The sequence below is a fragment of the Natrialba swarupiae genome (assembly GCF_008245225.1).
In the GTDB taxonomy this organism is placed as follows: domain Archaea; phylum Halobacteriota; class Halobacteria; order Halobacteriales; family Natrialbaceae; genus Natrarchaeobius; species Natrarchaeobius swarupiae.
This window is the reverse complement of the sequence record NZ_VTAW01000014.1, coordinates 63,983-89,287: the sequence shown is the minus strand read 5'-3', so window position 1 is coordinate 89,287 and position 25,305 is coordinate 63,983. Positions and strand designations below refer to the sequence as shown.

General features: G+C 59.5%; 11 protein-coding genes. 9 read left to right on the top strand and 2 right to left on the bottom strand.

Going from position 1 to position 25,305, the window contains the following annotated elements; genetic code table 11:
- Window positions 1–5: 5 nt before the first annotated feature.
- Window positions 6–1,550, bottom strand: coding sequence for an ethylbenzene dehydrogenase-related protein (locus FYC77_RS12090; RefSeq protein WP_238386929.1), 1,545 nt, complete (start codon window positions 1,548–1,550; stop codon window positions 6–8).
- 448 nt (window positions 1,551–1,998) lie between these two features.
- Here FYC77_RS12090 and FYC77_RS12085 point away from each other — a divergent pair, with 448 nt between their 5' ends.
- From FYC77_RS12085 to FYC77_RS12055, 8 genes are all read left to right on the top strand, one after another.
- Window positions 1,999–3,354 carry a two-component system sensor histidine kinase NtrB gene (locus tag FYC77_RS12085; RefSeq protein ID WP_238386932.1) on the top strand — a complete coding sequence of 452 codons (1,356 nt, stop codon included), beginning with the start codon at window positions 1,999–2,001 and terminating at the stop codon, window positions 3,352–3,354.
- Window positions 3,355–3,448: 94 nt separating this feature from the next.
- On the top strand, window positions 3,449–5,035 hold the full coding sequence (locus FYC77_RS12080) for an ATP-binding protein (protein WP_149081744.1): 1,587 nt from the start codon (window positions 3,449–3,451) through the stop codon (window positions 5,033–5,035).
- A gap of 173 nt (window positions 5,036–5,208) precedes the next feature.
- Complete coding sequence (locus tag FYC77_RS12075) at window positions 5,209–5,496, top strand: winged helix-turn-helix domain-containing protein (protein ID WP_149081743.1); 288 nt, start codon at window positions 5,209–5,211, stop codon at window positions 5,494–5,496.
- A 55-nt stretch (window positions 5,497–5,551) separates the two neighbouring features.
- Window positions 5,552–5,854, top strand: coding sequence for a hypothetical protein (locus FYC77_RS12070; RefSeq protein ID WP_149081742.1), 303 nt, complete (start codon window positions 5,552–5,554; stop codon window positions 5,852–5,854).
- A gap of 151 nt (window positions 5,855–6,005) precedes the next feature.
- Window positions 6,006–7,922 (top strand): plastocyanin/azurin family copper-binding protein, encoded by a 1,917-nt coding sequence (locus FYC77_RS12065; protein ID WP_149081741.1) that lies wholly within the window; start codon window positions 6,006–6,008, stop codon window positions 7,920–7,922.
- Between the two features lie 159 nt (window positions 7,923–8,081).
- Window positions 8,082–8,207 carry a hypothetical protein gene (locus FYC77_RS20905; protein ID WP_006430615.1) on the top strand — a complete coding sequence of 42 codons (126 nt, stop codon included), beginning with the start codon at window positions 8,082–8,084 and terminating at the stop codon, window positions 8,205–8,207.
- Window positions 8,207–9,451 (top strand): RNA-guided endonuclease InsQ/TnpB family protein, encoded by a 1,245-nt coding sequence (locus tag FYC77_RS12060; protein WP_149081740.1) that lies wholly within the window; start codon window positions 8,207–8,209, stop codon window positions 9,449–9,451. The genes FYC77_RS20905 and FYC77_RS12060 overlap by 1 nt, the downstream gene beginning before the upstream one ends.
- A 320-nt stretch (window positions 9,452–9,771) precedes the next feature.
- Window positions 9,772–12,357 carry a histidine kinase N-terminal 7TM domain-containing protein gene (locus FYC77_RS12055; RefSeq protein ID WP_149081739.1) on the top strand — a complete coding sequence of 862 codons (2,586 nt, stop codon included), beginning with the start codon at window positions 9,772–9,774 and terminating at the stop codon, window positions 12,355–12,357.
- 7 nt (window positions 12,358–12,364) lie between these two features.
- Here FYC77_RS12055 and FYC77_RS12050 read toward each other — a convergent pair whose 3' ends face one another.
- Window positions 12,365–13,981 (bottom strand): helix-turn-helix domain-containing protein, encoded by a 1,617-nt coding sequence (locus tag FYC77_RS12050; protein WP_149081738.1) that lies wholly within the window; start codon window positions 13,979–13,981, stop codon window positions 12,365–12,367.
- A 340-nt stretch (window positions 13,982–14,321) separates the two neighbouring features.
- On the opposite strand from FYC77_RS12050, the gene FYC77_RS12045 reads away from it, so the two are divergent.
- Entirely contained in the window at window positions 14,322–24,944 is a 10,623-nt protein-coding gene (locus FYC77_RS12045; protein WP_149081737.1) for a GLUG motif-containing protein, read from the top strand.
- Window positions 24,945–25,305: the final 361 nt, after the last annotated feature.

Here is a 25,305-nt window from a genome sequence, read left to right as displayed (position 1 = left end):
AGGTGTTACTCGCGCGGCACTTCCTGGACTTCCAACCCAACGAGCCGAGCAGCGAGATTGGTCGGATCGTCGTGGAAGTCCCAGATCCCCAGTTCGTTATTACGAACGAGATTGAACGCCGGATGCTCGTCGCTCGTTAGCCACGTCCAGTCGACCTGCCCGGGATACAACAACGGGATCGTCTCCGACGGAATCTCGTCCCAGTTCGGCTCGTCCGTGACCTCGACGGCGGTGATGTCAGCATCAGTCTCTTCTCCCAGGCCGAGTTGATACGGATAGGCTACCCAGTGCCATCGAGAGCCGATACCATGGTGGATCGCTGGTGCCCACGTGTAAGTGCCTCCGGGCTCAAGGTCTTTGGAATCGACGTGTCCTACTTGTAGATCCCGTCGCATTACGACGGTCCAGCGACCGTTCTCCCAGATCCCGGATGGGGCCGCCCAGTCGACAGCGCTGCCCTCGGTCAACTCTGGCGGATTGAGCGGGCGACGAGGAATCATTGCCCCCTCCCACTCTGCGACGTCGGGGTCGAACTCGACCATGTTTCCGTCGTCACCGCGCTCAAGCCAGTAGACGTCTTCCTGCTGGTCTGGTAAATTTCCGTTCTGAATCTCGGCGTAATCGAGTGCTCCGTTCTCAACGATGTCGGGATCCCACATATACTCTGGCCCATCCTCCGGACCCCACTCCTGAGTGGTGTGAGCGTTCGTTCCCTCATCGCCGTGTCGATACTCGAGGACGTGGTGGTCGCTGCAGAGGCCGACGGGATTACTCCGGTGGGCACGCCACATCACGAGGTCGAGGAACACACCGTCTTCTTTCAACTGATCGAGCTCTTCTTGTGGCCGGATATCGTCCCACGGGTTTTCCCACCATTGCCCCTCTCGTGATTGCGGAAGGTACTTTCTAACGTCGCTACGCTCGAGAACCTCGCCGAGGTGGGAATGCTCTTCAACGTCTTCTGCCGGAACTTCGTCCGGGAGATCACGCATTCCTTTGTGAACGGTCATCCAGCCACCGAAGTTCTCGAATCCGTGTACCGACCCATCGTCAAGGAAAAAGCTCAGTCGATCTTCGTAATACCCCGTGTGTTCGTCGGGATTTGGATCAGCTGGTGCCCACGGACTTGCGCCGTCGAATCGTCGCCACTCTCCATCCTGATAGACGATCATATCATGTAGCCACCCGCCGGGGTCAGGCTGTTCCCACGAGAATCTGAAGAAGATTTCCTCGGCGTTGTACGCTACCTGTACCTCGAGTTCCTTGAGAATCTGCTTTGGAACCCAGTCGTAGACCATTCGGGTTTGTCCCTCCTCTTGCTCTTCATCGCCTTCGTCACCAGTGAGACCGAGACAGCCAGCGACCGAGGCCGTACCCGCTACACCAGCAGCCTGGAGGAAGGTCCGCCGCGAATCTTCTGGGAGGACCATCCGCTCTTTGCGCATTCGTTCGAAGGTTTCCTTTGCATCCTGGGAAACCTCCCGAAACGCGGCTTTTCGTGCCTCTTCGTCGAGGGCTTCCTCGAGAAAATCGAATGTGTCGTCGTCCATCCGTACTACAAGAACCGTCAAACTACGGGACCATATATTTATTGGCTATCTGATAACTTTGGATGAAATTTGGAAAGATTTGGGATGGTAAGTCAATAGAATTTCATATTCTGTACTCACTCTTTCATCCAATCTGCTTCAATGTGCGAATCTTTTGAATCTCTACGCGGGATTCGACCCAAATACATTATTTCTGGCTAAGAGAGTCTGTAAGTGAAATTTGGACTGTCTTTGGAAGGACTTCGGAAAATGAAGATTTACGGTTGGGCTCTCGGCAGTCGTATGAACTACCGTCAAACGTTGGGTGGCTGCGAAATAACAGATCGTATCTCCGTCTCCGGATCCACCGGTACTATCCAAGTAATTCTACCGACAAGAGGTAGTTTCCGGGGTGGTTCCTGTGGCAGATGAAGCTGAGACTTCGAGAGCGGAATCTCGGTTGAGTGATGTGGACACCGGTGCGAGCACGTACTCTCCCGTCAAGATGTTCCTCATTTCGCTGGTGACGATATTCACCGCAGAGGTGGGGATCATGTTCGCGATCCACTACTGGTTCCCCAACATTGACCCCGTAACTGAGGCGTTCGTTGACGGTACGCTCCTCGTCTTGCTCGTTTTCCCGATTCTCTTTTTCACCATATTCAGGCCGATGAATGATGCGATCACGCAGTTACAAGACCAGTCTCACACCCTTGAGACGTTTAGGGAAGCGATCGAACACGCGGGCCACTCCGTTGTCATAACTGACAAGGAAGGAACGATTGAATACGTTAATCCTGCAGTCGAGGAGGTGACAGGATTCGAGAAAGACGAAGTGATCGGTCGTAACCCACGCATCTGGAAGTCAGAGGAACACGACGAACAATTCTACGAGCGAATGTGGGATGTGATTCTTTCGGGCCAAACGTTCAAAGCAGAAGTCGTCAATACGAAGAAGAACGGTGATAACTTCGTTATTCACCAGACGATCGCACCAATTTTCGACGATGAGGGTGAGATTTCCCGATTCGTCGGCATCTATCAGGACGTCACGAAGCTGAAAAACCGCGAACGACAGCTCCGAGAGCAACGCAACAACGCACAGCGACTCAGACAACGCCTCTCGGTCCTCAACCGGATTCTGCGTCACGACATCAGATCCGGTGTCACGGTTATTCAGGGGCATGCCGCCATTCTCGAGGACAAGTTTGGATCGACAGAGAGCGTATCGATGATCAGAGACGAAATCAGCAGATTACAGCGTCTCAGTGAACAGGCACGATCTATCGAGCAAACGATGGCAGAGGCCACCCCGATCGAGACCGTCGAACTCGCAGAGATGCTCAACGAACACGTCGACACGAAGCGGTCGGCACATCCTGATGCCTCGCTGACGATCGACGTCCCACCGACGCTCACAGCTCGAATGTCGGTCCAGTTCGAACGGGCACTCGAGCAGGTTCTCTCGAATGCGATCGAGCACAACGATAGCGACGAACCTACAGTTCACGTTTCCGGCTCGAAAACTACTGACCCGAAACCAGCGGTCGAAATCGAGGTAATCGACAATGGGCCGGGAATCCCCGAGCACGAACTTGAGGCTCTCGGTGAAGACGAATCGCAACTGGCCCACATGAGCGGCCTCGGTCTCTGGGAGACCTACTGGATCGTCGACGACTCCGGCGGCTCTCTCGAGTTCGAATCGGACCCCGAGACCGGAACGACGGTGACGATTCGATTGCCGACACCGACACAGACCGACGATCGGGACCCATTTCGATCGGGAATCGCAGACGGCCGTCTCGAGACCCGTGACCACGAATGATTGACTCGATAACCGAAACCACCCTCGGGACGTCAACCGCGATCGAGCCAGCCGTCGCGGAAAACGCCCTCAATGAGCGGGAGGTGGGGTAGTAATGGGGATCGACGCGACCAGCGACTGGGTTCGAGCGATCACGAGGCCGGGTGGCTGGTGTGGTGATCGCCCACGGTCGAAGCGTCGTGCTGGGATTCTCATTGCAGGACTCGGCGTCGCACTCGCGTTGACCCATGGGTACCACGTCGTCGCTCACGAGAAACCCCTTCTCGCGATGGTAATCGGTGCTCTCGTTCCTCTCGGTGTGTCGCTCCTGCTCGTCTACGCTGGCTACTGGACTATCACCTCGCCGTACCGTCTGTCGTACGTTCAACGGATACTCCGGTGGACGTTCCTCGGAAGCGTGGCCATGGGTGCGTTACTCGGGACGATCGGAGTCCACCAGCAGTTAGCGGGCCAGTTGCCGGAGGACGCGGTATTTCAACTCGCAACTGCACTCGCTGGCGGCGGAATCGCTGGGTTCGTCCTTGGCGTCTACGACGCCCACGCTCAACGTCGGTCTGATCGGTTCGAGACTCTCCAGCGGTCGACGAACGTGCTCGTCGACGAATCGACGATCGACGGCGTCTGTGATAGAGTGACCCAGATTACGGCCGACGAACTCGATCTTCCGCTAAGCGGCGTCTGGCTTCACGACGACTCGAGCGGTACGCTCGAGCCTGTGGCGGCAACGCCCGAAGCCCAGGAAATGATCGACGAGCAGCCGGCTTTCGATCCGGGCGACGCACTGGCATGGGAAGCCTTCGAGAACGGACGTGAGCTGCTCGTGACCGACGTGCACAATCACGACGGCCGGTACAATCCGGAGACTGTGGTTCGGAGTGAACTGATCTTTCCACTGGGCGACCACGGTGTGCTCATCGCCGCCTCGGACGTTCCCGGTGCCTTCGACACGGTCGACGTCGAGACGGCACGACTACTCGCCGCGACCGTCGAAACGGTTCTCGATCGCGTGGGACACGAACAACAGCTCTGTGCGAAACGACGTGAACTCGAGGCACAGAACGACCGTCTCGAGGAGTTCGCGAGTGTCGTGTCCCACGATCTTCGGAACCCGCTGAACGTCGCACGGGGATACCTCGAGGAACTCCAGGAGCGAGTCGACGATCCGTCACTGGACGAGATCAAGATCGCACACGATCGAATGGAGACGCTCGTCGACGAGTTACTCTCGCTCTCTCGTGCCGGTCGCACGATCGATCAACGGGAACCAGTTCCACTCACCGAGGTGGCAGTCCGGTCCTGGCAGCTGGTAGACACCGAATCGGCAACCCTCGAACTCCCAGAAGACAGGTTGACGATAGCGGCGGATCGGAGCCGCCTCTGCCAGCTTCTCGAGAACCTGTTCCGGAACGCAGTCGAGCACGGCGGCGACTCACCAGCGGTTTCTGTCGGTCCACTCGAGAGCCGGGACGGGTTCTACGTCGCTGATGACGGGCCGGGAATTCCGCCCGGGGATCGAGAGGCCATCTTCGAGCGTGGGTACACCACCAGAACCGACGGATCCGGGCTCGGTCTGTTGATCGTCGCTCGTATCGCCGAGGCACACGACTGGTCGATCATCGTGACTGAATCCGAATCCGGCGGCGCACGATTCGAATTCGACGTTTCACGGAGAGGGTCCTGATGCCGATGGGCGGTTTTCCCCAGATCGACCACGAACGCCGTCCGACTGTCTGGCCGCCATCGTACGCACGGTGCGAGACGACCGTGTCGACGACGACTCGAACTGCTGGATGAAATTCAGGTCGCCCACAATAATGAATCGTTTTACATACCTGTACTGTGAAGTCGCCGACGATGGAAGATATCCTCTGGTATCTTCTAGCCAGTTCCCGGGGTGGGACGTCTCGAGCGCGGATCCTCCGCGCGCTCGAGGACCGTCCGAAGAACGCCAATCAGATTTCGGAGGAACTGGATCTCGATTACACGACGATACGCCATCACCTCGATGTGCTGATGGAGAACAACGTCGTGAAGAAAATCGGGGATGGGTACGGGGACGTCTACGTCTACACCGAACAGGTCAAACACGACCGAGAAACGTTGCAGGAAATCCTCGAGACAGTCGATCCACAGGAATCATGAGTTTGGACGAATTTTGGAAAGTCATTAAGAGGGCGAACTGCTTGGAGGAGAGACAATGAGCGTGTTGCTCGAACTCGCGCGGGCGGCAGCCGCAGTCAACGTACTGCTGTTGCTGTCGCTCGTCTACGTCTGGGGTGGAAATTATCGCCGCCATCAGGCCGACCACACGCTCGGGCTGTTGATCTTCGCGGGGTTCCTGATCGTCCAGAACCTCCTGTGGTTGTATCTGTACCTCTTCGATCCGCAGTTCATCAGATGGTTCGGGAGGGGTGACTGGAGTTTCCAGTTGAGCATCGTCGGCCTCTGTGGATTGCAGACGATTGCGCTACTCTTTCTCGTTCGGATCACCTGGCGGTGAGCCGATACCGGTTCCTGATCCGATCCAGCGGTCTCGATCGTGGTGACTGGTCCCAGCACAATTTGGGACGAATTTTGGACTGAGTTTGGAAACTCGTTGGACCGACTTCGGAAAATCGCTAAAGTGGTTTTCTCAGTAGTGTCGGATAGCTATGTCGTCGAATCATTCGCAGCCGTCAGCTGATACGCCGAAGGCCGAAACCCAATTACCTCTCTCCGCGACGAACCGACGAGGATTTCTCGCATTAACTGGTGCGAGTGCGGCAGCGGTCGGCTTCTCTGGCGTCGGAAGTGCTGCCTACGAGATCGGCGAATCGCCCGACGACCTCGAGGAGTATACCGGAGAGGACATCGTCGAGATTCAGGTTGGCGGCGACGACGGCGAGAACCTGTTCGATCCGGCGGAGATCCGAATCGATTCGGGAACGACCGTCCGCTGGACGTGGGAGTCTGGCAGTCACGATCTCTATCCGGACGACATCCCAGCCCGAAGTGACTGGGAGGGTGTCGACGAGCGGTACGAACCCGACTACGAACATCTGCACACGTTCGTCCACCCGGGAGAGTACGACTACGTGTGTACGCCTCACGAGGACGACGGGATGGTCGGCCGCATCGTCGTCACGAACGACTACGATGTCGCCGACTACACTGGAAAAGGCGAAGTCGAGATACAGGTCGGTGGCGACGACGGCGAAAATCTGTTCGAGCCCGACGCGATTGTTGTCGACGCTGGTACGACGGTCAACTGGGAATGGGAATCTGGTAACCACAACATCGTACCGACCGAGATGCCCGACGACTGTGGCTGGGAGGGCGTCGAAGACCGGTACGAACCGGAGTACGACCACGAGTGGACGTTCGACGTTCCAGGACGGTACGGATACGTCTGTACGCCACACGAGGACGACGGGATGGCGGGAATGATCTTCGTCCTCGACGATCGAACCGACGAAGACGTCGTCGAAATCTCCGTCGGCGGCGACGACGGGGAGAACTTCTTCGATCCGGAGTTCGTGAAGATCGATCCCGGGACGACGATCCACTGGAACTGGGTCTCGGGCAATCACGACCTCGTTCCCAAGGAACACCCTGTGCGATCCGACTGGGCAGGTGTCGACGAACGGTACGAACCTGAATACGACCACCTGCACACGTTCGTCCACCCGGGTGCCTACGAGTACGTCTGCACGCCCCACGTCGAAGACGGGATGATCGGGACAGTCTTCGTCACCAACGAGTACGACGTCGCCGATTACACCGGCCAGGAGGAAGTCGAGATTCAGGTCGGCGGCGACGATGGCGAGAACCTGTTCGACCCGGCTGCGATCATGGTCGACGCTGGGACGACGGTCAACTGGGAGTGGGAATCCGGCAATCACAACATCGTGCCGACCGAGATGCCCGACGACTGTGGCTGGGACGGCGTCGAGGATCGGTACGAACCGGAGTACGATCACGAGTGGACCTTCCAGGTTCCTGGCCGCTACGGCTACGTCTGTACGCCACACGAAGACGACGGGATGGCCGGGATGATCTTCGTCATGGACGATCGAACCGGCGAGCCAGAGACCACGATCGACGTGGGCGGGCCTGATGGCGAGAACATATTCGAGCCAGAGCTGGTCACCGTCGATTCGGGAACAACGGTTACCTGGGACTGGATTTCGGGCAACCACAACCTCGTGCCGATCGACATCCCCGAAGAGTGCCAGTGGGAGGGTGTCGAGGACCGGTACGAACCGGAGTACGACCACGAGTGGACTTTCGAGATCCCCGGTGAGTACGTGTATCTCTGCACGCCCCACGACGACGATGGGATGTACGGCACTCTGCTCGTGACGGACGACGAAGTCGAGATGCCCGAGGAGGAAATGGACGACGAGGATGCTGAGATGGACGACGATGACGATGGAATGGACGATCCAGCCGAAGAAGACGACGAAGTGGACGACCCAGCAGAACCCGATGAGGATGGGATGCCCGGGCCCGGGATCGTGGGAGCAGTTAGCGCGATTGGGGGAGTCACCTACTTCCTGAAACGACGACTCGAGCGCAACTCTGAGTAATTAGCTGAATCGAGGCGCTAAGCCCCCTTCCTCAGCGAGCGCCGGAGGCGCGAGCAGGGAGGGGATACAGCGCCGCGAGAGGTTCTGGACTATACTACAGCAGGCCCAAAGGCCCACGAAACCAGAAGTGTTTTGTATGCAAATTGCATAAGTTATGGCGTGGCAACGCGAAAGACAATCTCAATCCGAGACGACCAGGAGGAGTGGATACAGGACAACCACCTGAATCTGTCGTCGTTCGTTCAGGAGAAGCTCGACGAACTCATCGAAGAACGCGAAAACTGATGTATTACGCCTACAAGTATCGCCTCGAGCCGTCCGACGCCCAACGCAAGGAGCTGGACCGCCACCGCGATATCTGTAGGCAACTATACAATCACACTCGCTACCGGCTCAACGAGTACCGAGAGAACCACGGCGAACTCCCGTCCATGACCACGCTTCGGTCGGAGCTACCTGCCCTCAAAAAGTGGTGGGACGGCCTCAATGACGTGTACTCGAAGGTACTCCAAACTGTCGTCGAACGATTGTTCAACAACCTCAGTAGCCTCTCCGCACTCAAAGAGAACGGCTACGGCGTCGGTCAACTCAAATGGAAGCCGCCACGGGAGTTTCGCAGTTTCACGTACAACCAGTCTGGCTTCGAGCTCGACAAGAAGGGCGGTCAGACTGTCTTGTCCCTCTCGAAACTCGCGGACATACCGATCAGTCTCCACCGAGAGATCCCCGACGACGCCGCACTGAAACAGGTCACGCTCAAGAAGGAGCCAACCGGCGAGTGGTTCGCCACCTTTGGTGTCGAAGTCGACCGAGAGCCACCGCAAAAGCCCGACCAGCCGAAGAACGTCGTCGGGATCGACGTAGGCATCCTGAAGTACGCCCACGACACCGACGGTCACGCGGTCGAATCTGTCGACCTCTCGGACGAACGCGAACGGCTCGAGCGAGAGCAACGAAACCTCTCGCGCAAAGAGCACGGGTCGAACAACCACGAGAAACAACGACGTCGCGTGGCCGAGTGTCACGCCGACCTGAAGAACAAGCGCCGAGACTTCCTGCACAAGCTCTCGAACTACTACGCTCGAGAGTACGATCTCGTGGCCGTCGAAGACCTTGACGCGAAAGGATTGGTCCAACTTGACGGCAACTCTCGGAACCGTGCTGGAGCAGCGTGGGGGACGTTCCTGCGGATGCTCGAGTACAAGTGCGAACGCGAGGGTACGCATTTCGTGGCCGTCGATCCGGCTGGAACGACCAAAGAGTGTGCGGCTTGCGGTGTGTCGAGCGAGAAACCGCTGTGGGTCCGCGAACACTCGTGTCCGTCGTGCGGGTTCACCGCTGATCGGGACTGGAATGCGGCGTGGAACATTCTTTCTCGCGGTATCAAGCAGGTAGGAGCGGGACGCTCCGAATCAACGCCTGTGGAGACTGCGCTCCCTACGGGAACCACTTCGGTTCCTGCAAAGCGCGTCCTCGAAGCAGGAAGCCCCACCCTCAAGGAGCGAACGGCGTCAGCCGTGAGCGAGTAGGGTGGGGTAGTTCACTTCCCGGAACCCACACACGTTCGGGATGTAGATTTCTACAAACCACTAATTATAACATACTTTATCAAATGACTATAACTCGCACAGGTTCAGGCGAGTTCCTGTCCCAACTATTGGCGAATTCAGGTTGTCGGCACTGAGAAGTTGATTCTGGCCGTCTACTGGATCATGCCCCCCAAACAGCGGTTACCAGTGATAGTAGTATCAGAATTTCGTCCATAAATGCAGTTCCAGAGGTCTGATGCAACGCACAGACAATAGCAATATACCCTCAATTGAAGTGAAAACAGTTTCACATACCAGTAATGTCACCGTCAACGGTCATCGTGTCGGCACTGATCGAAGTGACGATCGGGATGGCCGCTGCGGTTGTTGCCATCATTACCTGGCAACACCGTCGGATACGAGCCAGTCGCCCTCTTGTCGTTATGGCGGTTGGAACCTGTCTGTACGCCCTCTTGGCTGCGGTGTCATCCTTTGTCACAGATCCGTTCTGGTGGCGATTGGTTAACAACATCCGGTACCCACTCGGGGCAGCGATCGCAGTCGGCTCGTTTTTTGTCGTGGTAGCGTTCAGCGAACGAGATCAATTACAGAACGGATGGATTCGGGCACTTCTCGCGGGCTTTGTCATGGTCAATTTCGTCGTCGCGATGACCGATCCGCTTCACAACCAGTTCATCACCGCCCAGCAACTGGTCGATGGCGTGGTCGTCGGGACGGCCGGGCCGCTGTTCTGGGTGCATACGATCGCGTCCCTCGGAATTGTCTTCCTGGCCACCGGCCTCTGTCTCGGGACGTTTCTCACCTCAAGTGGGATCCATCGCAAACAGTCCTTGGCGATCCTCTCGGCGTTCGGTGTGGGTATAGTCGGGTTCGCCTGGCAGTCGACCGCACCCGTACACCCCGCCCTCGATCTGGCAGCTGTTGGCATGCTCGGCTGGTGTGGCATCATACTGTGGGGCATCTTCGTCGTCGACTTCTTCGATATCGTTCCTGTCGGTCGGGAGCGTGTCGTCGAGCGCATCAACGATCCAGTCGTTATCCTCAACGGGGACAATCGCGTTCTCGACAGCAATCCGGCTGCCCGACGACTGGCCACGTCGTCCGCCGAGTGGCATGGGATACCGGTCTCACAGTTTTTCGAATCCTATCCGGAACTGGCCGACCGGGTCACCGCCAGAACGCCCGGCGAAATCACGCTCGAACAGTCCGGAACGACACGTCGGTTCGACGTAACGATTTCCCCAATCGACACCGGGCACACGGACTCGGGAGAGCGAAGACAGCAATCGGAATCCGCCGTCGTCATTTTACGGGACGTGACTGCCCAGTTCATCCACCAGCGTGAACTCGAGCGGAGCCGTGAACGTTATCGGTCACTGTTCGAGAACAGCCCCCTCGTCCTGTGGGAACAGGACCTCTCCGAGACGATCGAGCAGGCACAGACGATCACTGCGGAGACAGACGACCTTGCTGCGTATCTCGAAGCACATCCGGAACAACACCAAGAGCTGTTAGAGACTGTTGAGATACTCGACGTCAACGAGGTTGCCGTCGAGGCCTATGGCGCGGAGTCGAAAAGCGAGCTCATCGACCGAATGGGCGAGTTGTTCACTGACGAGGCGTTGGCCGCGAGCAGACAGATGTTCGAGGGACTGATCGATGGCGACCGGCACTTCCGGGCAGAGACCACTTACCGGACGCTCGACGGGGACACGAGGCACGAACTCATTGAGATATTCGTTCCGGACCCGTATGTTGAGGACTGCTCGCGGGTGATCGTGGCTGGAGCAAATATTACAGCCCAGAAAGAACGCGAGGAGGAACTCCGGTATCAGACGGCGCTGTTCGAGGCGCTCAACGAGTCGACGAATATCGGCGTTCTCGTCACCAACACCGACCGCGAAATCCTCTGGTACAACGACCGATTCCGCGAACTGTGGGGCATTCCGGAGGAAATCCTCGCCGCCGGGAGGGATCGGGAAGCCGTCGAGTACGTTCTGGACTCCCTCGCCGATCCGGATCGGTTCGTCGCGGCGACCGAGGACCTGCACAGGCCCCCGTTCGAGCCACTGGAGATGGAACTTCGGCTGTCGGATGGTCGCTGGTTCGAGCGGTACACCGCCCCGATCACCGACGACGACGGCACGCAATACGGGCTGTTGACGCTCACCCGCGATATCACCGAGCGCAAGCGCTACGAGAGGCGAATCGAGTCACAAAATCGGCGGCTCGAACGACTGGCGAAGGTCATTTCGCACGATCTGAAGACGCCGCTTTCGACCGCAGAAAATCACCTGAAACTACTCGAGATCGAACTGGAGGATCCAGCGGAGCCGGTCGAGCAGTCACTGATGGACCTGGAACGGACCCACGAGCGCCTTCGTCGGTTCACCGACCATCTGCCGCAACTGGCACGTGAGACGACGAACGTCCACAAGTCGACCGACTGTTCGCTGAGACGCCTTGCAACCGATGCCTGGGAGGTCGTCGAGACGGAATCACTGGAACTGACGGTTGCGGAGGACCGACGGCTGGATGGCGATCCCCGGCGGCTCCAGCAATTGTTCGAGAATCTCTTCTCGAACGTCGTCGAACACGCCGTCGACGGCGTTGCGCCCGCGGACACGGCGACGACGGTTCGAGTCGAGTCCCTTGATACTGGATTTGCGGTCGAAGACGATGGCCCAGGTGTGAGCGCGGGCAACGAGGTCTTCGAGTACGGGATGAGTACCGGTGATGGCTCGGGCATCGGTCTCGCAATCTGCCGGAGTATCGTCGAAGCCCACAGCTGGTCGATCGAAGTTGTCGACGGCGACGACGGCGGTGCGCGCTTCGTCGTGACGACCGTCGAGGACGTCGAACTGGACGAGACGGACTGGTTCTGATGGTGAGTCAGTCCTCGAGGAGTCCGTGCAACAGTTTGCGTTCGGCAGCCCGGAGGTGGTGGGTGATCGTCTGGCGCGTGACGCCAAACTGCTCGGCGAGTTCGGTCGCGGTCGTGTCTCGCGGGTGTTCGAAAAACCCCTGATAGTAGGCGTGTCGGATGGCATCTTCCTGTTTGTCCGTCAGCGGCTCGAGTACGTGATCGATCCGTTCCGAAGCGTCCAATCGTGGGTCCTGGCGAAGTGACGTGATCGTGGCGTCGGCCCCCGTCGATTCGAGGGCCGTCTCGAGGGCGGAGACAGACTCGTGGTTCGGCAGTTGCACGTGCAGTTCCATCGTGTTCCCCCCGGCGGCGGCCTCGAGGACCGTCCCATCGGCATCGAGAACCTTCGAGAAGGGTGTTTCCCCGGTGAGAAACAGTGCACAGTGAAGTTGGTCACCGCGGCCTCGACTCTGGACCGACGTACCACCATCGGCAACGGTTATCCCATCGATTTCCCGGACGGCGTCAACGAGGTCGGATTCTGTCGTTCCCTCGACGGCAGTCAGACAGAGGAGGTCGTCGTCACGTCGACGGACAACCGATCGGACGAGGAGGCGACTCTCCGACGGGAGCGCTCGCCAGAGCGCGAGAAGCGGGGCCGAACCATCCGTGAGTTCGACACCCATCCGGACTGGCTGCTCCGAGAGTAGCGACCGCTTGAACTCGGCTGTGTGGAACGCGTACCCGAGTGTTTCACCGAACTCGGCCAACAGGCGGCATCGCTGGTCATCGAACGTCGGGCCGTCGCTGATGTACACTCCGAGGACGCCGAATCGGACGCCATCGTAACGGATTGGAACACCCGCAGCCGTTTCGAAGCCGTAGTCAGTGGCGACCGCGTGCAAGCCACTTTCGTCGTCCGCCGACGGAGCCGGTGAGCGAACGACGGGCTCGTCGGCATCAAGGGCAGTGACCGCCGGATCGGTCGGATCAGGGGCGGAATCGCCGCCGTGGAGGATGGTCTCGAGGAATCCGTCGAGTCCGGCGCTGGCCTGGATTACGATCTCTCCGTCCTCGCGTTCGGTGCCGACCCAGGCACACGCATAGTCGTGGGCCTCAACCAGCAGTGAGCAAAACTCCTGACAGAGAGTTGTCTCGTCGCTGGTGGTCGTCAGCAGCTCGAGGAGGGCGTTTTTCGCGTCGCGTTCGCGTTCCAGGGCGCGTTGGGTGCGGGCCGAGTCGACGACGTTGGCGACACGAGTGGCCAGCAGATCGGCACCACCGTCATGTTTGACGACGTACTCGGTGACGCCCTTGCGGGTGGCCTTGCTGGCAACGTGTTCGTCGCCGCGGCCGGTGACGAGAATGAACGGGCAGTCGGGGTCGGCCTCCCGGACGGTCTCGAGCAGGGAGAACCCGGTGCCGTCGCCGAGCTGGTAGTCACAGACGACGCAGTCGGGATCGGTCACGGCGTAGCGGTCCTGGCCTCCCGCGAGGCTGGTAGCCGTCTCGACGCGGGCGGCCTCGACATCGTGCTCGAGTAGCCGAGCGGTGCTTCGGGCCCACGCCTCGTCGTCGTCGACGAGCAACACGTCGACGGGAGTCTCGAACGACGGGAGCGAGTCGCTCGAGGCGTCGCTCATGGTGGGCCCTCTCGAACAGCTGGACGCGATGGCAGAACCGGGCGTTCGTGCCAGAGCATGTGTTGTAACAGTTGTTTCTTGGTGCGTATCAAATTAGTATCTGCCTATGCAGATATTCCTTTTTTTTACAACCGGTTCTCATTACAGTGACAATGAACGAGGGGATGCTGTGGCGACCGCCGTTGGGGATGCGGGACATGTATCGGAGGACTAGGTGCTGGAGCGGGCCTTGCTGTGGCGTGCGCCGACAGCGGTGGAGACAGTCCGGTGTGGGCACTGTCCGGCGACACACCGATGGCATAGCACTCCGGGCTGGGAGTGAACTACTCGAGGGGGTGCGATGAGCCGGCGCTGGGCCGTCGTGGTGGCGGTCGCACTCGCGGTCGTCGCGCTCTCGGTCGGCGGGTTCGCTGCCACGGCCGTGGCCGAAGAGGCGGAGATTGACGATGACGAGACCGAGGTCGAGGCAGACCCCGCGACAGTGGATGAGGACTCGACGCACGAGTTTACGATCGAATTGGATGATGGTTCGGAGATCGGTGAAATAGCCGAATTCGAGTTCGATTATTCGGAAGATTCCGACGCCTTAACGCGCATAGACGATATGGACCCTGAGGACGTGACGATTGAGGTCGGGACCGATGAAGAAGAGTATGATGAAAATAATATCGACTCCGTCGACGTAACGGTAGACGAAGACGTTACGATCGAACTCGAAGACGGCGAAGAAATTCAGATTGCCGCGGATGCCATCCCATCTGACCCAAAGGCAGTAGAATCTGGCGAGGAAATAGTAGTCTCCCTCAACGATAATGACGCCGGTGCGATTACGAACTCAGACCGCGTCGAGACCGAAGGTATCGAAGTGACGCTCGACGAATCCGGCGGCGGTTCTGACTCGACGACCGTTTCGTTCGAGACCGAACCCGGCGATGCGGATTCAGTCAATGTCGAAACCCAGCCTGTCGATACGACCGCGGGTGAAGTGATCGACGGTGAGGGAGACGACCATCCCGAAGCCGAAGTGACGGACGACTCCGGGAACCCGGTCGAAGACGTCGAAGTGACCGTCGAAGAGCCAGACACCAACGCTATTGTCGACGGAGAAAGCACGACCCAGGTCGAGACTGACAGTGATGGCGTAGCGACGTTCGACGATCTCGTCATCGAGGAAGCTGACGAGGGCTACGAATTGGAGTTCTCCATCGACGGCAGTGATGGGAACGTAGAGGAGAACGACGAGGTCACGACAGACGAATTTGAGATTCAAGAACCACTCTATGCAGGCGGTGACGGTAGTGAGGGCAGCCCCTTCGAAATCGAAAATTGGGAACACCTCGACAACGTCCGCGAGAATCTCGACAGCGAGTTCGCGTTGAACGCCGATCTAGACGAGGAGACCGACGGATACAACGAATACGTTGCTGATCCCGAGGATGGCTTCGAGCCGATCGCCGCGGATCTCGTGGACTTCGCGGGCGGGTTCGACGGCGCGAACAACACCATCGCGGAGCTGGTAATCGATCGGCCAGACGAGGACCGCGTCGGGTTGTTCGCTTCGGCAGAATCCGACGCTGAAATCCGGGACGTCCACCTGGAGAACGCAGACGTGACTGGAAAGGGGGATACTCTCAGTGGGGGTATCGGTAGTCTCATTGGCGTCAACGAGGGAGACGTCAATAATACGTCCGCGAGTAGCACAGTTACCGGCGACGAACGCGTGGGCGGCCTCGTCGGGCAGAACGACGATGGCCACATTGCGGCGTCCTCCGCCACCGGCACCGTCACCGGCGACGAGAGCGTGGGCGGCCTCATCGGGGAGAACAACGATGGCCACATTGCGGCGTCCTCCGCCACAGGCACCGTCACCGGCGAAGAAGATGCGCGGGGTGTTGGCGGCCTCGTCGGGTACAACAACGACGGCCACATTGCGGAGTCCTACGCCACCGGTGAGGTCACCGGTTCCGAATACGTGGGCGGCCTCGTCGGGTTCAACAACGACAACGCCGACATTGAGAAGTCCTACGCCACCGGCGACGTCACCGGCGACGATGATGTGGGCGGCCTCGTCGGGTGGAACAGCGGTGAGATTGGGAATTCCTACGCCACCGGCGACGTCACAGGCGACGATGATGTGGGTGGCCTCGTCGGGCACGACTCTGGTGGCACCGTCACCGACTCCTACTGGGATGACCAAGCGGCGACAGTCACCGAAGACGACGAGGAGCAAGACGGCCAGGGCATCGGTGATGGCGACGGTGACGTGACCGCGCTCACGACCAGCGAGATGACCGGTGACGAGGCCGAAGACAACATGGACGGCTTCGACTTCGGCTCGACGTGGGACGTGGTTAATGAAGACCAGAACGGCGAACTCGAGGTCTCCTATCCGTTCCTCGTCGACAACGAACAGGAGCCAGCACCCGGCCAGACCACCGAAGAACTCTACGCTGGCGGCGAGGGGACCGACGAAGATCCGTACCTGATCGAGAACTGGGAACACCTCGACAACGTCCGCGAGAACCTCGACGCCGAGTTCGCGTTGAACGCCGATCTGGACGAGGAGACCGACGGGTACGGCGGCGACGGCGAGGAGGGCGTTGTCCTCGACGCTGACGGGAACCTCCAGGATGGCGATGGCTTTGAGCCGATCGGCTCCGACGGTGACGAGTTCATCGGCACGTTCGACGGACAGGGTAACGAGATCGTCGGCCTCGAAATCGATCGGAATCCGGGCGACGACGATGGTATCGGGCTGTTCGGGAACATCGACGATGCGCTGATTACCGATGTCGAGGTTGTGGATGTCGACATAGAGAGTGACGACGAGCGTGTTGGCGGCCTCGTTGGGTTCAATGACGACGGTACTATCGAGGACTCGTCCGCAACCGGCGAAATCACTGGCGACTTCGTTGTGGGCGGCCTCGTCGGGGAGAACTTCCACGGCACGATCGAGGACTCTTCTACCACCACCGATGTCGACGGTAACTCCGATGTAGGCGGTCTCGTCGGCCAGAACAGCTACGGCGAGATCAGAGGGGCCTCAACCACCGACGATGTCGACGGCGACAGTAGAGCGGGCGGCCTCGTTGGGTGGAGCGAAGATGGCACAATCGAGAGCTCCTCCGCCACCGGCGATGTCGACGGTGTCAGCGTGGTTGGCGGTCTCGTCGGCTTGACCGACTTCGATGATACGATCGAGGACTCCTCCGCCACCGGTAACGTCACCGGCGACTTCGAAGTAGGCGGCCTGATCGGAGAGAACAACGACGGAGATATTGAGGAGTCCTACGCCACCGGTGATGTCACCGGCGACGAGTTCGTGGGCGGCCTCGTCGGAGACAACGCCGGCGAAATCGAGAACTCCTACGCCACCGGTGATGTCACCGGCGACTTCGAAAGAGTGGGCGGCCTCGTCGGAGACAACGCCGGCAAAATCGCTGATTCCTACGCCACCGGCGATGTCGACGGCAACGAGCGAGTTGGCGGCCTCGTCGGAGAGAATTTCGCCGGCACGATCGAGGACTCCTACACTACCGGCGATGTCGACGGCGGCGAAGACGTGGGCGGTCTCGTTGGAGAAAACAGCGCTGACGAAGCGGACATCGCCAACACCTACTGGGACGACGAGGCGGCGACAGTCACTGAAGGCGACGAGGAGCAAGACGGTCAGGGCATCGGCGACGGCGACGGTGACGTAACCGCGCTCACGACCAGCGAGATGACCGGTGCGAACGCCATCGACAACATGGACGGCTTCGAGTTCCCCGAAGACGGCGAGGACGGCACCTGGCACATCACAGACACCTACCCCGCGCTCGCCTGGGAAGACACCGATCCCTTCTACGAAGTGACTATCGAGGAGACGAGCTCAGCGATCCTGGAGGGTGAGACCCTCGACGTGACCACCGAGGTCATCAACCTGGCTGCCGACGGCGGCGAGCAACAGATCGAACTGCTGGATTTCGACGATGACCAGCAGGACACTGAGACCGTTGACCTCGACAGCGGCGACTCCACCGAGGAGAGCCTGGAGTGGGAGACCGAGGCCAGCGACGCGGGCACGAATGACGTGACCGTCGAAAGCGACGGCACCGCAAGCGAGGAAGTGACCATCGAGGCAGGCACCGACTCGGTGACGGCGACGATCGACGACGACGACGCACCGACGGTGGTGACCAGCGAGACGGTAGACGTTGACGTGACTGTCGAAGACGAAACCGGTGAGCCGATCGAGGACCGGGAAATCGAGATCGACGCCCTCGACGACGGTGGTGACGATGTCACGGTCAACGGTCTCTCCGACGACGACGAGGCGACGACCGATTCGGATGGCGTTGCCACCTTCGAGGACGTTGTGTTCTCGGGTGCGATCGACGCGACTGTCGATGTTACTGCCAGTGCCGAAGACGACCCCGACGACGTGATGACTGTGACCGTCGGCGGCTTCGCCGCGGGTGACGGCAGCGAGAGTGACCCCTACGAAATCGAAGACTGGGAGCAACTCGACAACGTCCGCGAGAATCTCGATAGCGAGTTCGCGTTGAACGCCGATCTGGACGAGGAGAGCGACGGCTACAACGACCTGGTTGGCGATCCCGAGGATGGCTTCGAGCCGATCGGCGACTCCGATGAGGAGTTCACCGGCACCTTCGACGGCCAGGGTAACGAGATCGTCGGCCTCGAAATCGACCGGAATCCGGGCGATGACGATGGCGTCGCTCTGTTCGGCAACACCGACGATGCGCTGATTACCGATGTCGAGGTTGTGGATGTCGACATAGAGAGTGACGACGAGCGTGTTGGCGGCCTCGTCGGCTTCAAGGACGACGGTTCAATTGAGGACTCATTCGTCACCGGCGACATCACTGGCGACTTCTTTGTGGGCGGCCTCGTCGGGGAGAACTTCCACGGCACGATCGAGGACTCTTCTACCACCACCGATGTCGACGGTAACTCCGATGTAGGCGGTCTCGTCGGCCAGAACAGCTACGGCGAGATCAGAGGGGCCTCAACCACCGGCGATGTCGACGGTGACAATAGAGCGGGCGGTCTCGTCGGGTGGAGCGAAGACGGCACAATCGAGGACTCCTCCGTCACTGGCGATGTTGACGGTTTCAACTCCGTTGGCGGCCTCGTCGGCTTGACCGAAGTCGATCACATGATCGAAGACTCCTACGCCACCGGTAACGTCACTGGCGACTTCGAAGTAGGCGGCCTCGTCGGGGAGAACAACGCCGACACTATTGAGGAGTCGTACGCCACCGGTGATGTCACCGGCGACGAGTTCGTGGGCGGCCTCGTCGGAGACAACGCCGGCGAAATCGAGAACTCCTACGCCACCGGTGATGTCACCGGCGACTTCGAAAGAGTGGGCGGCCTCGTCGGAGACAACGCCGGCAAAATCGCTGATTCCTACGCCACCGGCGATGTCGACGGCAACGAGCGAGTTGGCGGCCTCGTCGGAGAGAATTTCGCCGGCACGATCGAGGACTCCTACACTACCGGCGATGTCGACGGCGGCGAAGACGAAGACGTGGGCGGTCTCATCGGAGAAAACAGCGCTGACGAAGCGGACATCGCCAACACCTACTGGGACGACGAGGCGGCGACAGTCACCGAAGGCGAGGATGAAAAAGACGACCAAGGCATCGGCGACGGCGACGGTGACGTGACCGGACTCACGACCGACCAGATGACCGGCCCGAATGCCACCGACAACATGGACGGCTTCGGGTTCCCCGAAGACGGCGAGGGCACCTGGCACGTCACCGACTCCTACCCCGCGCTCGCCTGGGAGGACACCGATCCGTTCTACGAAGTGACCATCGAGGAGACGAACGCGCCGGTCGACGAGGGTGACACCCTCGACGTGATCACCGAGGTCACCAACCTGGCCGCTGACGGCGGCGAACAGACGATCGAACTGCTGGATTTCGACGACGACCAGCAGGACAGCGCCGAGGTCACCCTCGACAGCGGCGACTCCAGCGAGGAGACCCTGGAGTGGGACACCGAGACCAGCGACGCGGGCACGGATGAGGTGACTGTCGAAAGCGACGACGACACCGCAAGTGAGGAAGTGACGATCGAGGCGGGCGTCGAGAGCATCGACGCCGAGGCTGGCGAGGCGATCGCCGACGGCGAGGACGGGGTCGAGTTCACCGTCACCGCCGAAGACGGCAACGAGGACCCGATCGAGGGTGTTACGATCGAAGTTACCGACAGCGAGGACGTTGCTGACCTCGGCGGCATTGAGCCAGGCGACGACGCAGCGACCGACGAGAACGGCGAGGCGACGTTCACCGCCACCTCGACCGACACTGGCGAGTTCATCGTCGAGTTCGAAGACCAGCAAGACGAGAACACGGCCACTGCCACGGCGACGTTCGTGGCCGGTGATGCGGACTCGGTGACGGTCGAAACCCAGCTAGACGGGACGATCGCCGGTGAGTCGATCGAGAGTGTTGACGATGACTATCCAGAAGCACAAGTGACTGACGAATTCGGGAATCCGGTCGCAGGTGTTGACGTGGAGGTCGACGAAGTTGGCATAGAAGGTGGGACAATCGACGAGGGAGACACGGAAGTCGCCACTGGCGGCGATGGCATAGCGACGTTCGGCAACCTCGTTATTGAGGATGCTGACGACAGTTATCAGTTAGAATTCTCCATCGACGAGAGTGATGGGAACGTCGAATCAAGCGACACGGACACGACCGACGAGTTCGATATCGACCCGGCGGCGGCAGATGAGATCGCATCGGTCGATGTCGCCGACGAGGAGTTCGCCTACGACGCCGGATCGACGACAGTGACTGTCGAGGCTGAAGACGAGTTCGGCAATCCCGTTGAGGACGAATCCGGCGCGCTAACTCTCGACATCGAGGGTGAGGAACACTCCGACGAGGTTACCGAGGTCGACATCAGTGATGGCGACGCCGAAGTCACCATCGACGATCAGGATGCTGCCGGGGCTGACGACCTTGCAACCGCCGTCGGTGACCTGACCGTCATCGCCGAAATCGACGCAACCGAGGACAGTGACGACGGCGACATCACGGTTTACCCTGATCAGGTTGCGGTCGACTTCGATAGCAGTGAAACCGAGGCGGACAACAGTGACACCGATAGCCTCGATCTGACTCTCGAAGACGACGTTCCTGCGACGCTCGATAATGACGACATCGACGAACTCGACGTCGAGTACACGCTGACGAACGCCCCCGAAGGCTACGTGGACGAGGCTGACCTCGACGGCAAGACGTTCACCGGAGAGGGTGATTCCATCACCATCGATGACGTAACCGATGCAGAAGACACGATGACGTTCGCGACCACCCGTGCTGGAGACTACACCATCGAGAGTGACGTCCAGCCCGACGTTGAGGACGGCGCGACGCGGAACGACGCTACACTCTCCGTGAACGCAGTGCTGGACGACTTCGAGGTCGATGACGTGACGATCGAACAGGGCGAATCACTCGCCGTTGACTTCAGCGATGCGGAGGATCTGGCTGAAGAGATGTTCGAGGGGCAAGCGGATGTGACCGTCGGCATCAACGAGCTGGATGGAGTCGACGAGGCTGAAACGGTCACGGTCGACTTCGATTCGGACGGCGCGTCGACGGACGAAGTTCTCGCCGCATCCGAGACGGCGGGTATCAGTGCGGACACCTACGACATCGGTGTAGCCGCTGATGACGCACCTGCCGACGATTCGTTCATCGCGACCGTAGACGCCGTACTCGACGACTTCGAAGTTGGCAACGAAGAGATCGACCAAGGCGATGAACTCGAACTCGCGTTCAGCGATGCAGAGGACCTGGCCGAAGAGACCTTCGAAGGAGAAGAAGCGGTAACCGTCGCCGTTGACGACTTCGATGGCATCGACGAGGACGAGACGATCACCGTCGACTTTGACGCGGACGGTGCGTCGACGGATGAAGTTCTCGATGGATCAGAGACGGAAGGTGTCAGCGCGGACACCTACGATGACATCGTCGTGAGCGCTGATGACGCACCTGCGGAGGATTTGTTCACCACGACCGTCGAACCCGTCCTCACCGACTTCGCGGTAGACGACGAGGCGATCGATCAGGGCGACTCGCTCACGATCGACGTGACTGATGCGCTCGACGCAGCCGACGACGACTTCGAGGGAACGGTCGACCTCGAAATCGATGACGTCGACGGGCTTGACCCATCGACCGACGACGTTACGTTCAGCGGCGGCGAGGCGACTGCGTTGACAGTACTTGAAGACACCGAGACGGACGCTGTCTCGGCGGACACCTACACCGATCGGTCGGTCGAGAGCGGTGACGCCACAGCCGAGTTCACCGTGACTGTCGATGCCGTCCTGAACGACTTCACAGTCGAGGACGTGACGATCGAGCAAGGCGAGCCACTCGATGTCGAGTTCAGTGACGCAGAGGATCTGGCCGGTGTACTGTTCGATGGACAGGAGCAAGTGACCGTCGACGTTGACGCTCTCGATGGAGTCGACGACCCTGAAACAATCACCGTCGACTTCGACGAGACCGGCGCGTCGACGGACGAGGTCCTCGATAGCGCGGCGACGGAGGATGTCAATGCCGGAACCTACGACGAGATCGATGCAAGTGCCGACGATTCCCCTGCCGACGATTCGTTCACCGTCACCGTCGAGGCGATCACCGGGACGATCGACGCCAGAGTGACCGCCGACGAGGCGACCGCCGACGGTGACGATGAGGTCGAGTTCACCGTCACCATCGAGGACAGCAACGGCGACCCACTCGAGGGTATCACGATCGAAGTCACCGGAAGCGAGGACGTTGCAGACCTCGGCGGCATCGAGGCCGGTGACGAAGCTCAGACCGACGGGGATGGCGAAGCGACGTTCACCGCGACCTCGGCCAACGCCGGCGAGTTCACTGTCGAATTCACCGAGCCAGACGCCGGAACTGACACTGCGAGCGCCACGTTCGAGCAAGCCAATGCGATACTCAGTATCGATGAGTTCGCCGAGGAGTTGCCCGACGCTGAGGAAGGTGACGACTACGGCGAGGTCGCTATCGCCATCGAGGAGACCGAGGGCATCGAAACAGAGAATCTCGACGTATCCCTCGAAATTCAGGGCGAAGAGCAAGGCCTCCTCTTCGAGGAGCGAATTGACGACGATGAACTCGCAGGCGAGAGCGACGAGTTCAGTTTCGATGTCGGGACAATCGAGGCGGCCGACGAGTACACGGCGACGGTGACCGCTGAAGCAGACAACGCCGACGCCGTCGACCGCGACGAGACCTTCACCGTCGCGGAACAGCCAGAAGAGCCGTTCTTCGATATCGAACTCGTCGATACGAACGAGCCGGTGACTGAAGGCGACGAACTAGCGGTTGAGCTAGCCATCGAGAACACCGGCGAGGAGCGCGACACCCAGGATATCGAACTGGAGAATTTCGACGGAGACACGGTTGATGACACGTCACTCACCCTCGACGGCGACGACGAAGAGACAAGGACGCTCAATTGGACACCAGCAGTTGGCGACGCTGGAACTGACGAGGTGACCGTTCGCAGTGACGATGAGACAGATATTGACGTCGTCACGGTACACCCTGATCCAGAGATCAACGACACCCGAGAGATTCACGAATCAGGATCATACCAGTACGTCGATGACGTTCTCAGTAATGAAACACTCCTCGAAATTTCGAGTGACGATGTCGTCGTCGATGGCGATGGCCACACAATCACGTACCAGGGTGAGGATACTGGTATCGACGCGGAGGGCGTCGAAAACGTGACCATTTCGAATCTGACTGTCGTTCACGATCCCGACGCTCACGCGGTCGATCTAACTGGCAGTTCGGAGAGCAACGTAGCGTCGGTAACACTCGAAAGCGCCAATTCGTCGCCACCGACGACGCTCTCGTTCGAGGGAACGGACGTCGTCGTCGGGGCGGTAGACGATCCAGCGGACGGGCCTGCGGGATACGAGCCGCTCGACCGACACTTCCAGGCAACCAATACGAGCGACGACGGCGAGTTGTCCGACCTCGAACTGTCCTATGATCCTGCCAACGATATCGATCCATCGACGATTGGCCTGTGGAAAGACGACGGCCATGGAAACTGGACGGCACTCGAAGAATCCAGTGTCGATACCGACGAGAACGTCGTAACTGCAAACGTCACCGAGTTCTCGACGTTTGGCGTGTTCGGCGAAGCATCCGATGACGACGATGACGACAATGGTGGCGGTAGTGGTGGTGGTGGAACTGGCGGTGGGCAAGCCTCTGCGGGAACCGCGACGTTCGAACTCGCCGAGACGGAACTCAGCGACACCATCCTCGAGGTCAACGATTCGCTCGGGCGGCTCACTGCCGAGGTCGAAAACACTGGTGACGCATCGGGCGAAACCGATCTCGAGTTCATCGTCGACGATGCGGTGCTCGTCAGCCAGTCCGTCGACCTCGAAGATGGCGAAAACGAGACCGTCGAACTCACCGATATCGCGCTCGAGGAGTTCGATCCCGGCGAGTACGAGTATACCATTGGACTCGACGACGACGAAGCTCGAGGGACGCTTTCGATTGAAGAGACAATGTCCGAACTTACGGTGATGGTCACCGACGAGGATGGAGCACCGATTCCGGACGCGACGATCGACGTCGGCGACGAAACGGCTACCAGTGACGACAGCGGCACAACCGTGTTCGATCTCGCGGAGGGTGCGTACACCCTCGAGACGGCTGCTGATGGCTACCACGAAGAGCACACATCACTCACTGTCGACGGCGACGAGTCGGTGTCGATCGCGCTCGAGTCCGTCGAACCGGACCCCAGCGACGACGATGCCGGAGACATCAGCGACACAGATGAAGATGCCACTCCTGGACTTAGTACCGGAACTGCTATCACTGCACTCGCTCTACTTATTGTCGGTTTTATTATAACTCGTCGGAAGGCCGGGTAACTGATCAACCGGTACGGTTTTATACGCTGAACAGGCGCAATACCACGGTCTTCAAGCCGTGGATACGCGCCGTCACTTAGTGCCACGTTCCACCGTCAAGAGCATGGCCGATTTTCCGATCCTAACGTTCAAGTTACAAGATTCCCTATACGTGGGTAAGGTCAGGTCGGAACGGAGCGGATTCCGAACGACCGTCGGAGGCGGCCTGTCCGCCCATGTAACAAGGCAGTATCCGACAGACAGGTGATGAATACCGCATTCCAGAAGAGTGCGGTCGCGTGTCTCCTGTTTCAGCAACCCCACGATACCTCTGAGTCTGTTGACGCTGACTCGGTGTTCGCTGGGCAAAAACAACCACGAA

What these genes read in the sequence shown, in the direction of transcription:
- FYC77_RS12060 (WP_149081740.1), top strand. Translation starts at nt 8,207, where the DNA reads ATGTATTACGCCTACAAGTATCGCCTCGAGCCGTCCGACGCCCAACGC.
- FYC77_RS12090 (WP_238386929.1), bottom strand. Translation starts at nt 1,550, where the DNA reads ATGGACGACGACACATTCGATTTTCTCGAGGAAGCCCTCGACGAAGAG.
- FYC77_RS12050 (WP_149081738.1), bottom strand. Translation starts at nt 13,981, where the DNA reads ATGAGCGACGCCTCGAGCGACTCGCTCCCGTCGTTCGAGACTCCCGTC.
- FYC77_RS12075 (WP_149081743.1), top strand. Translation starts at nt 5,209, where the DNA reads ATGGAAGATATCCTCTGGTATCTTCTAGCCAGTTCCCGGGGTGGGACG.
- FYC77_RS12065 (WP_149081741.1), top strand. Translation starts at nt 6,006, where the DNA reads ATGTCGTCGAATCATTCGCAGCCGTCAGCTGATACGCCGAAGGCCGAA.
- FYC77_RS12070 (WP_149081742.1), top strand. Translation starts at nt 5,552, where the DNA reads ATGAGCGTGTTGCTCGAACTCGCGCGGGCGGCAGCCGCAGTCAACGTA.
- FYC77_RS12045 (WP_149081737.1), top strand. Translation starts at nt 14,322, where the DNA reads ATGAGCCGGCGCTGGGCCGTCGTGGTGGCGGTCGCACTCGCGGTCGTC.
- FYC77_RS12055 (WP_149081739.1), top strand. Translation starts at nt 9,772, where the DNA reads ATGTCACCGTCAACGGTCATCGTGTCGGCACTGATCGAAGTGACGATC.
- FYC77_RS12080 (WP_149081744.1), top strand. Translation starts at nt 3,449, where the DNA reads ATGGGGATCGACGCGACCAGCGACTGGGTTCGAGCGATCACGAGGCCG.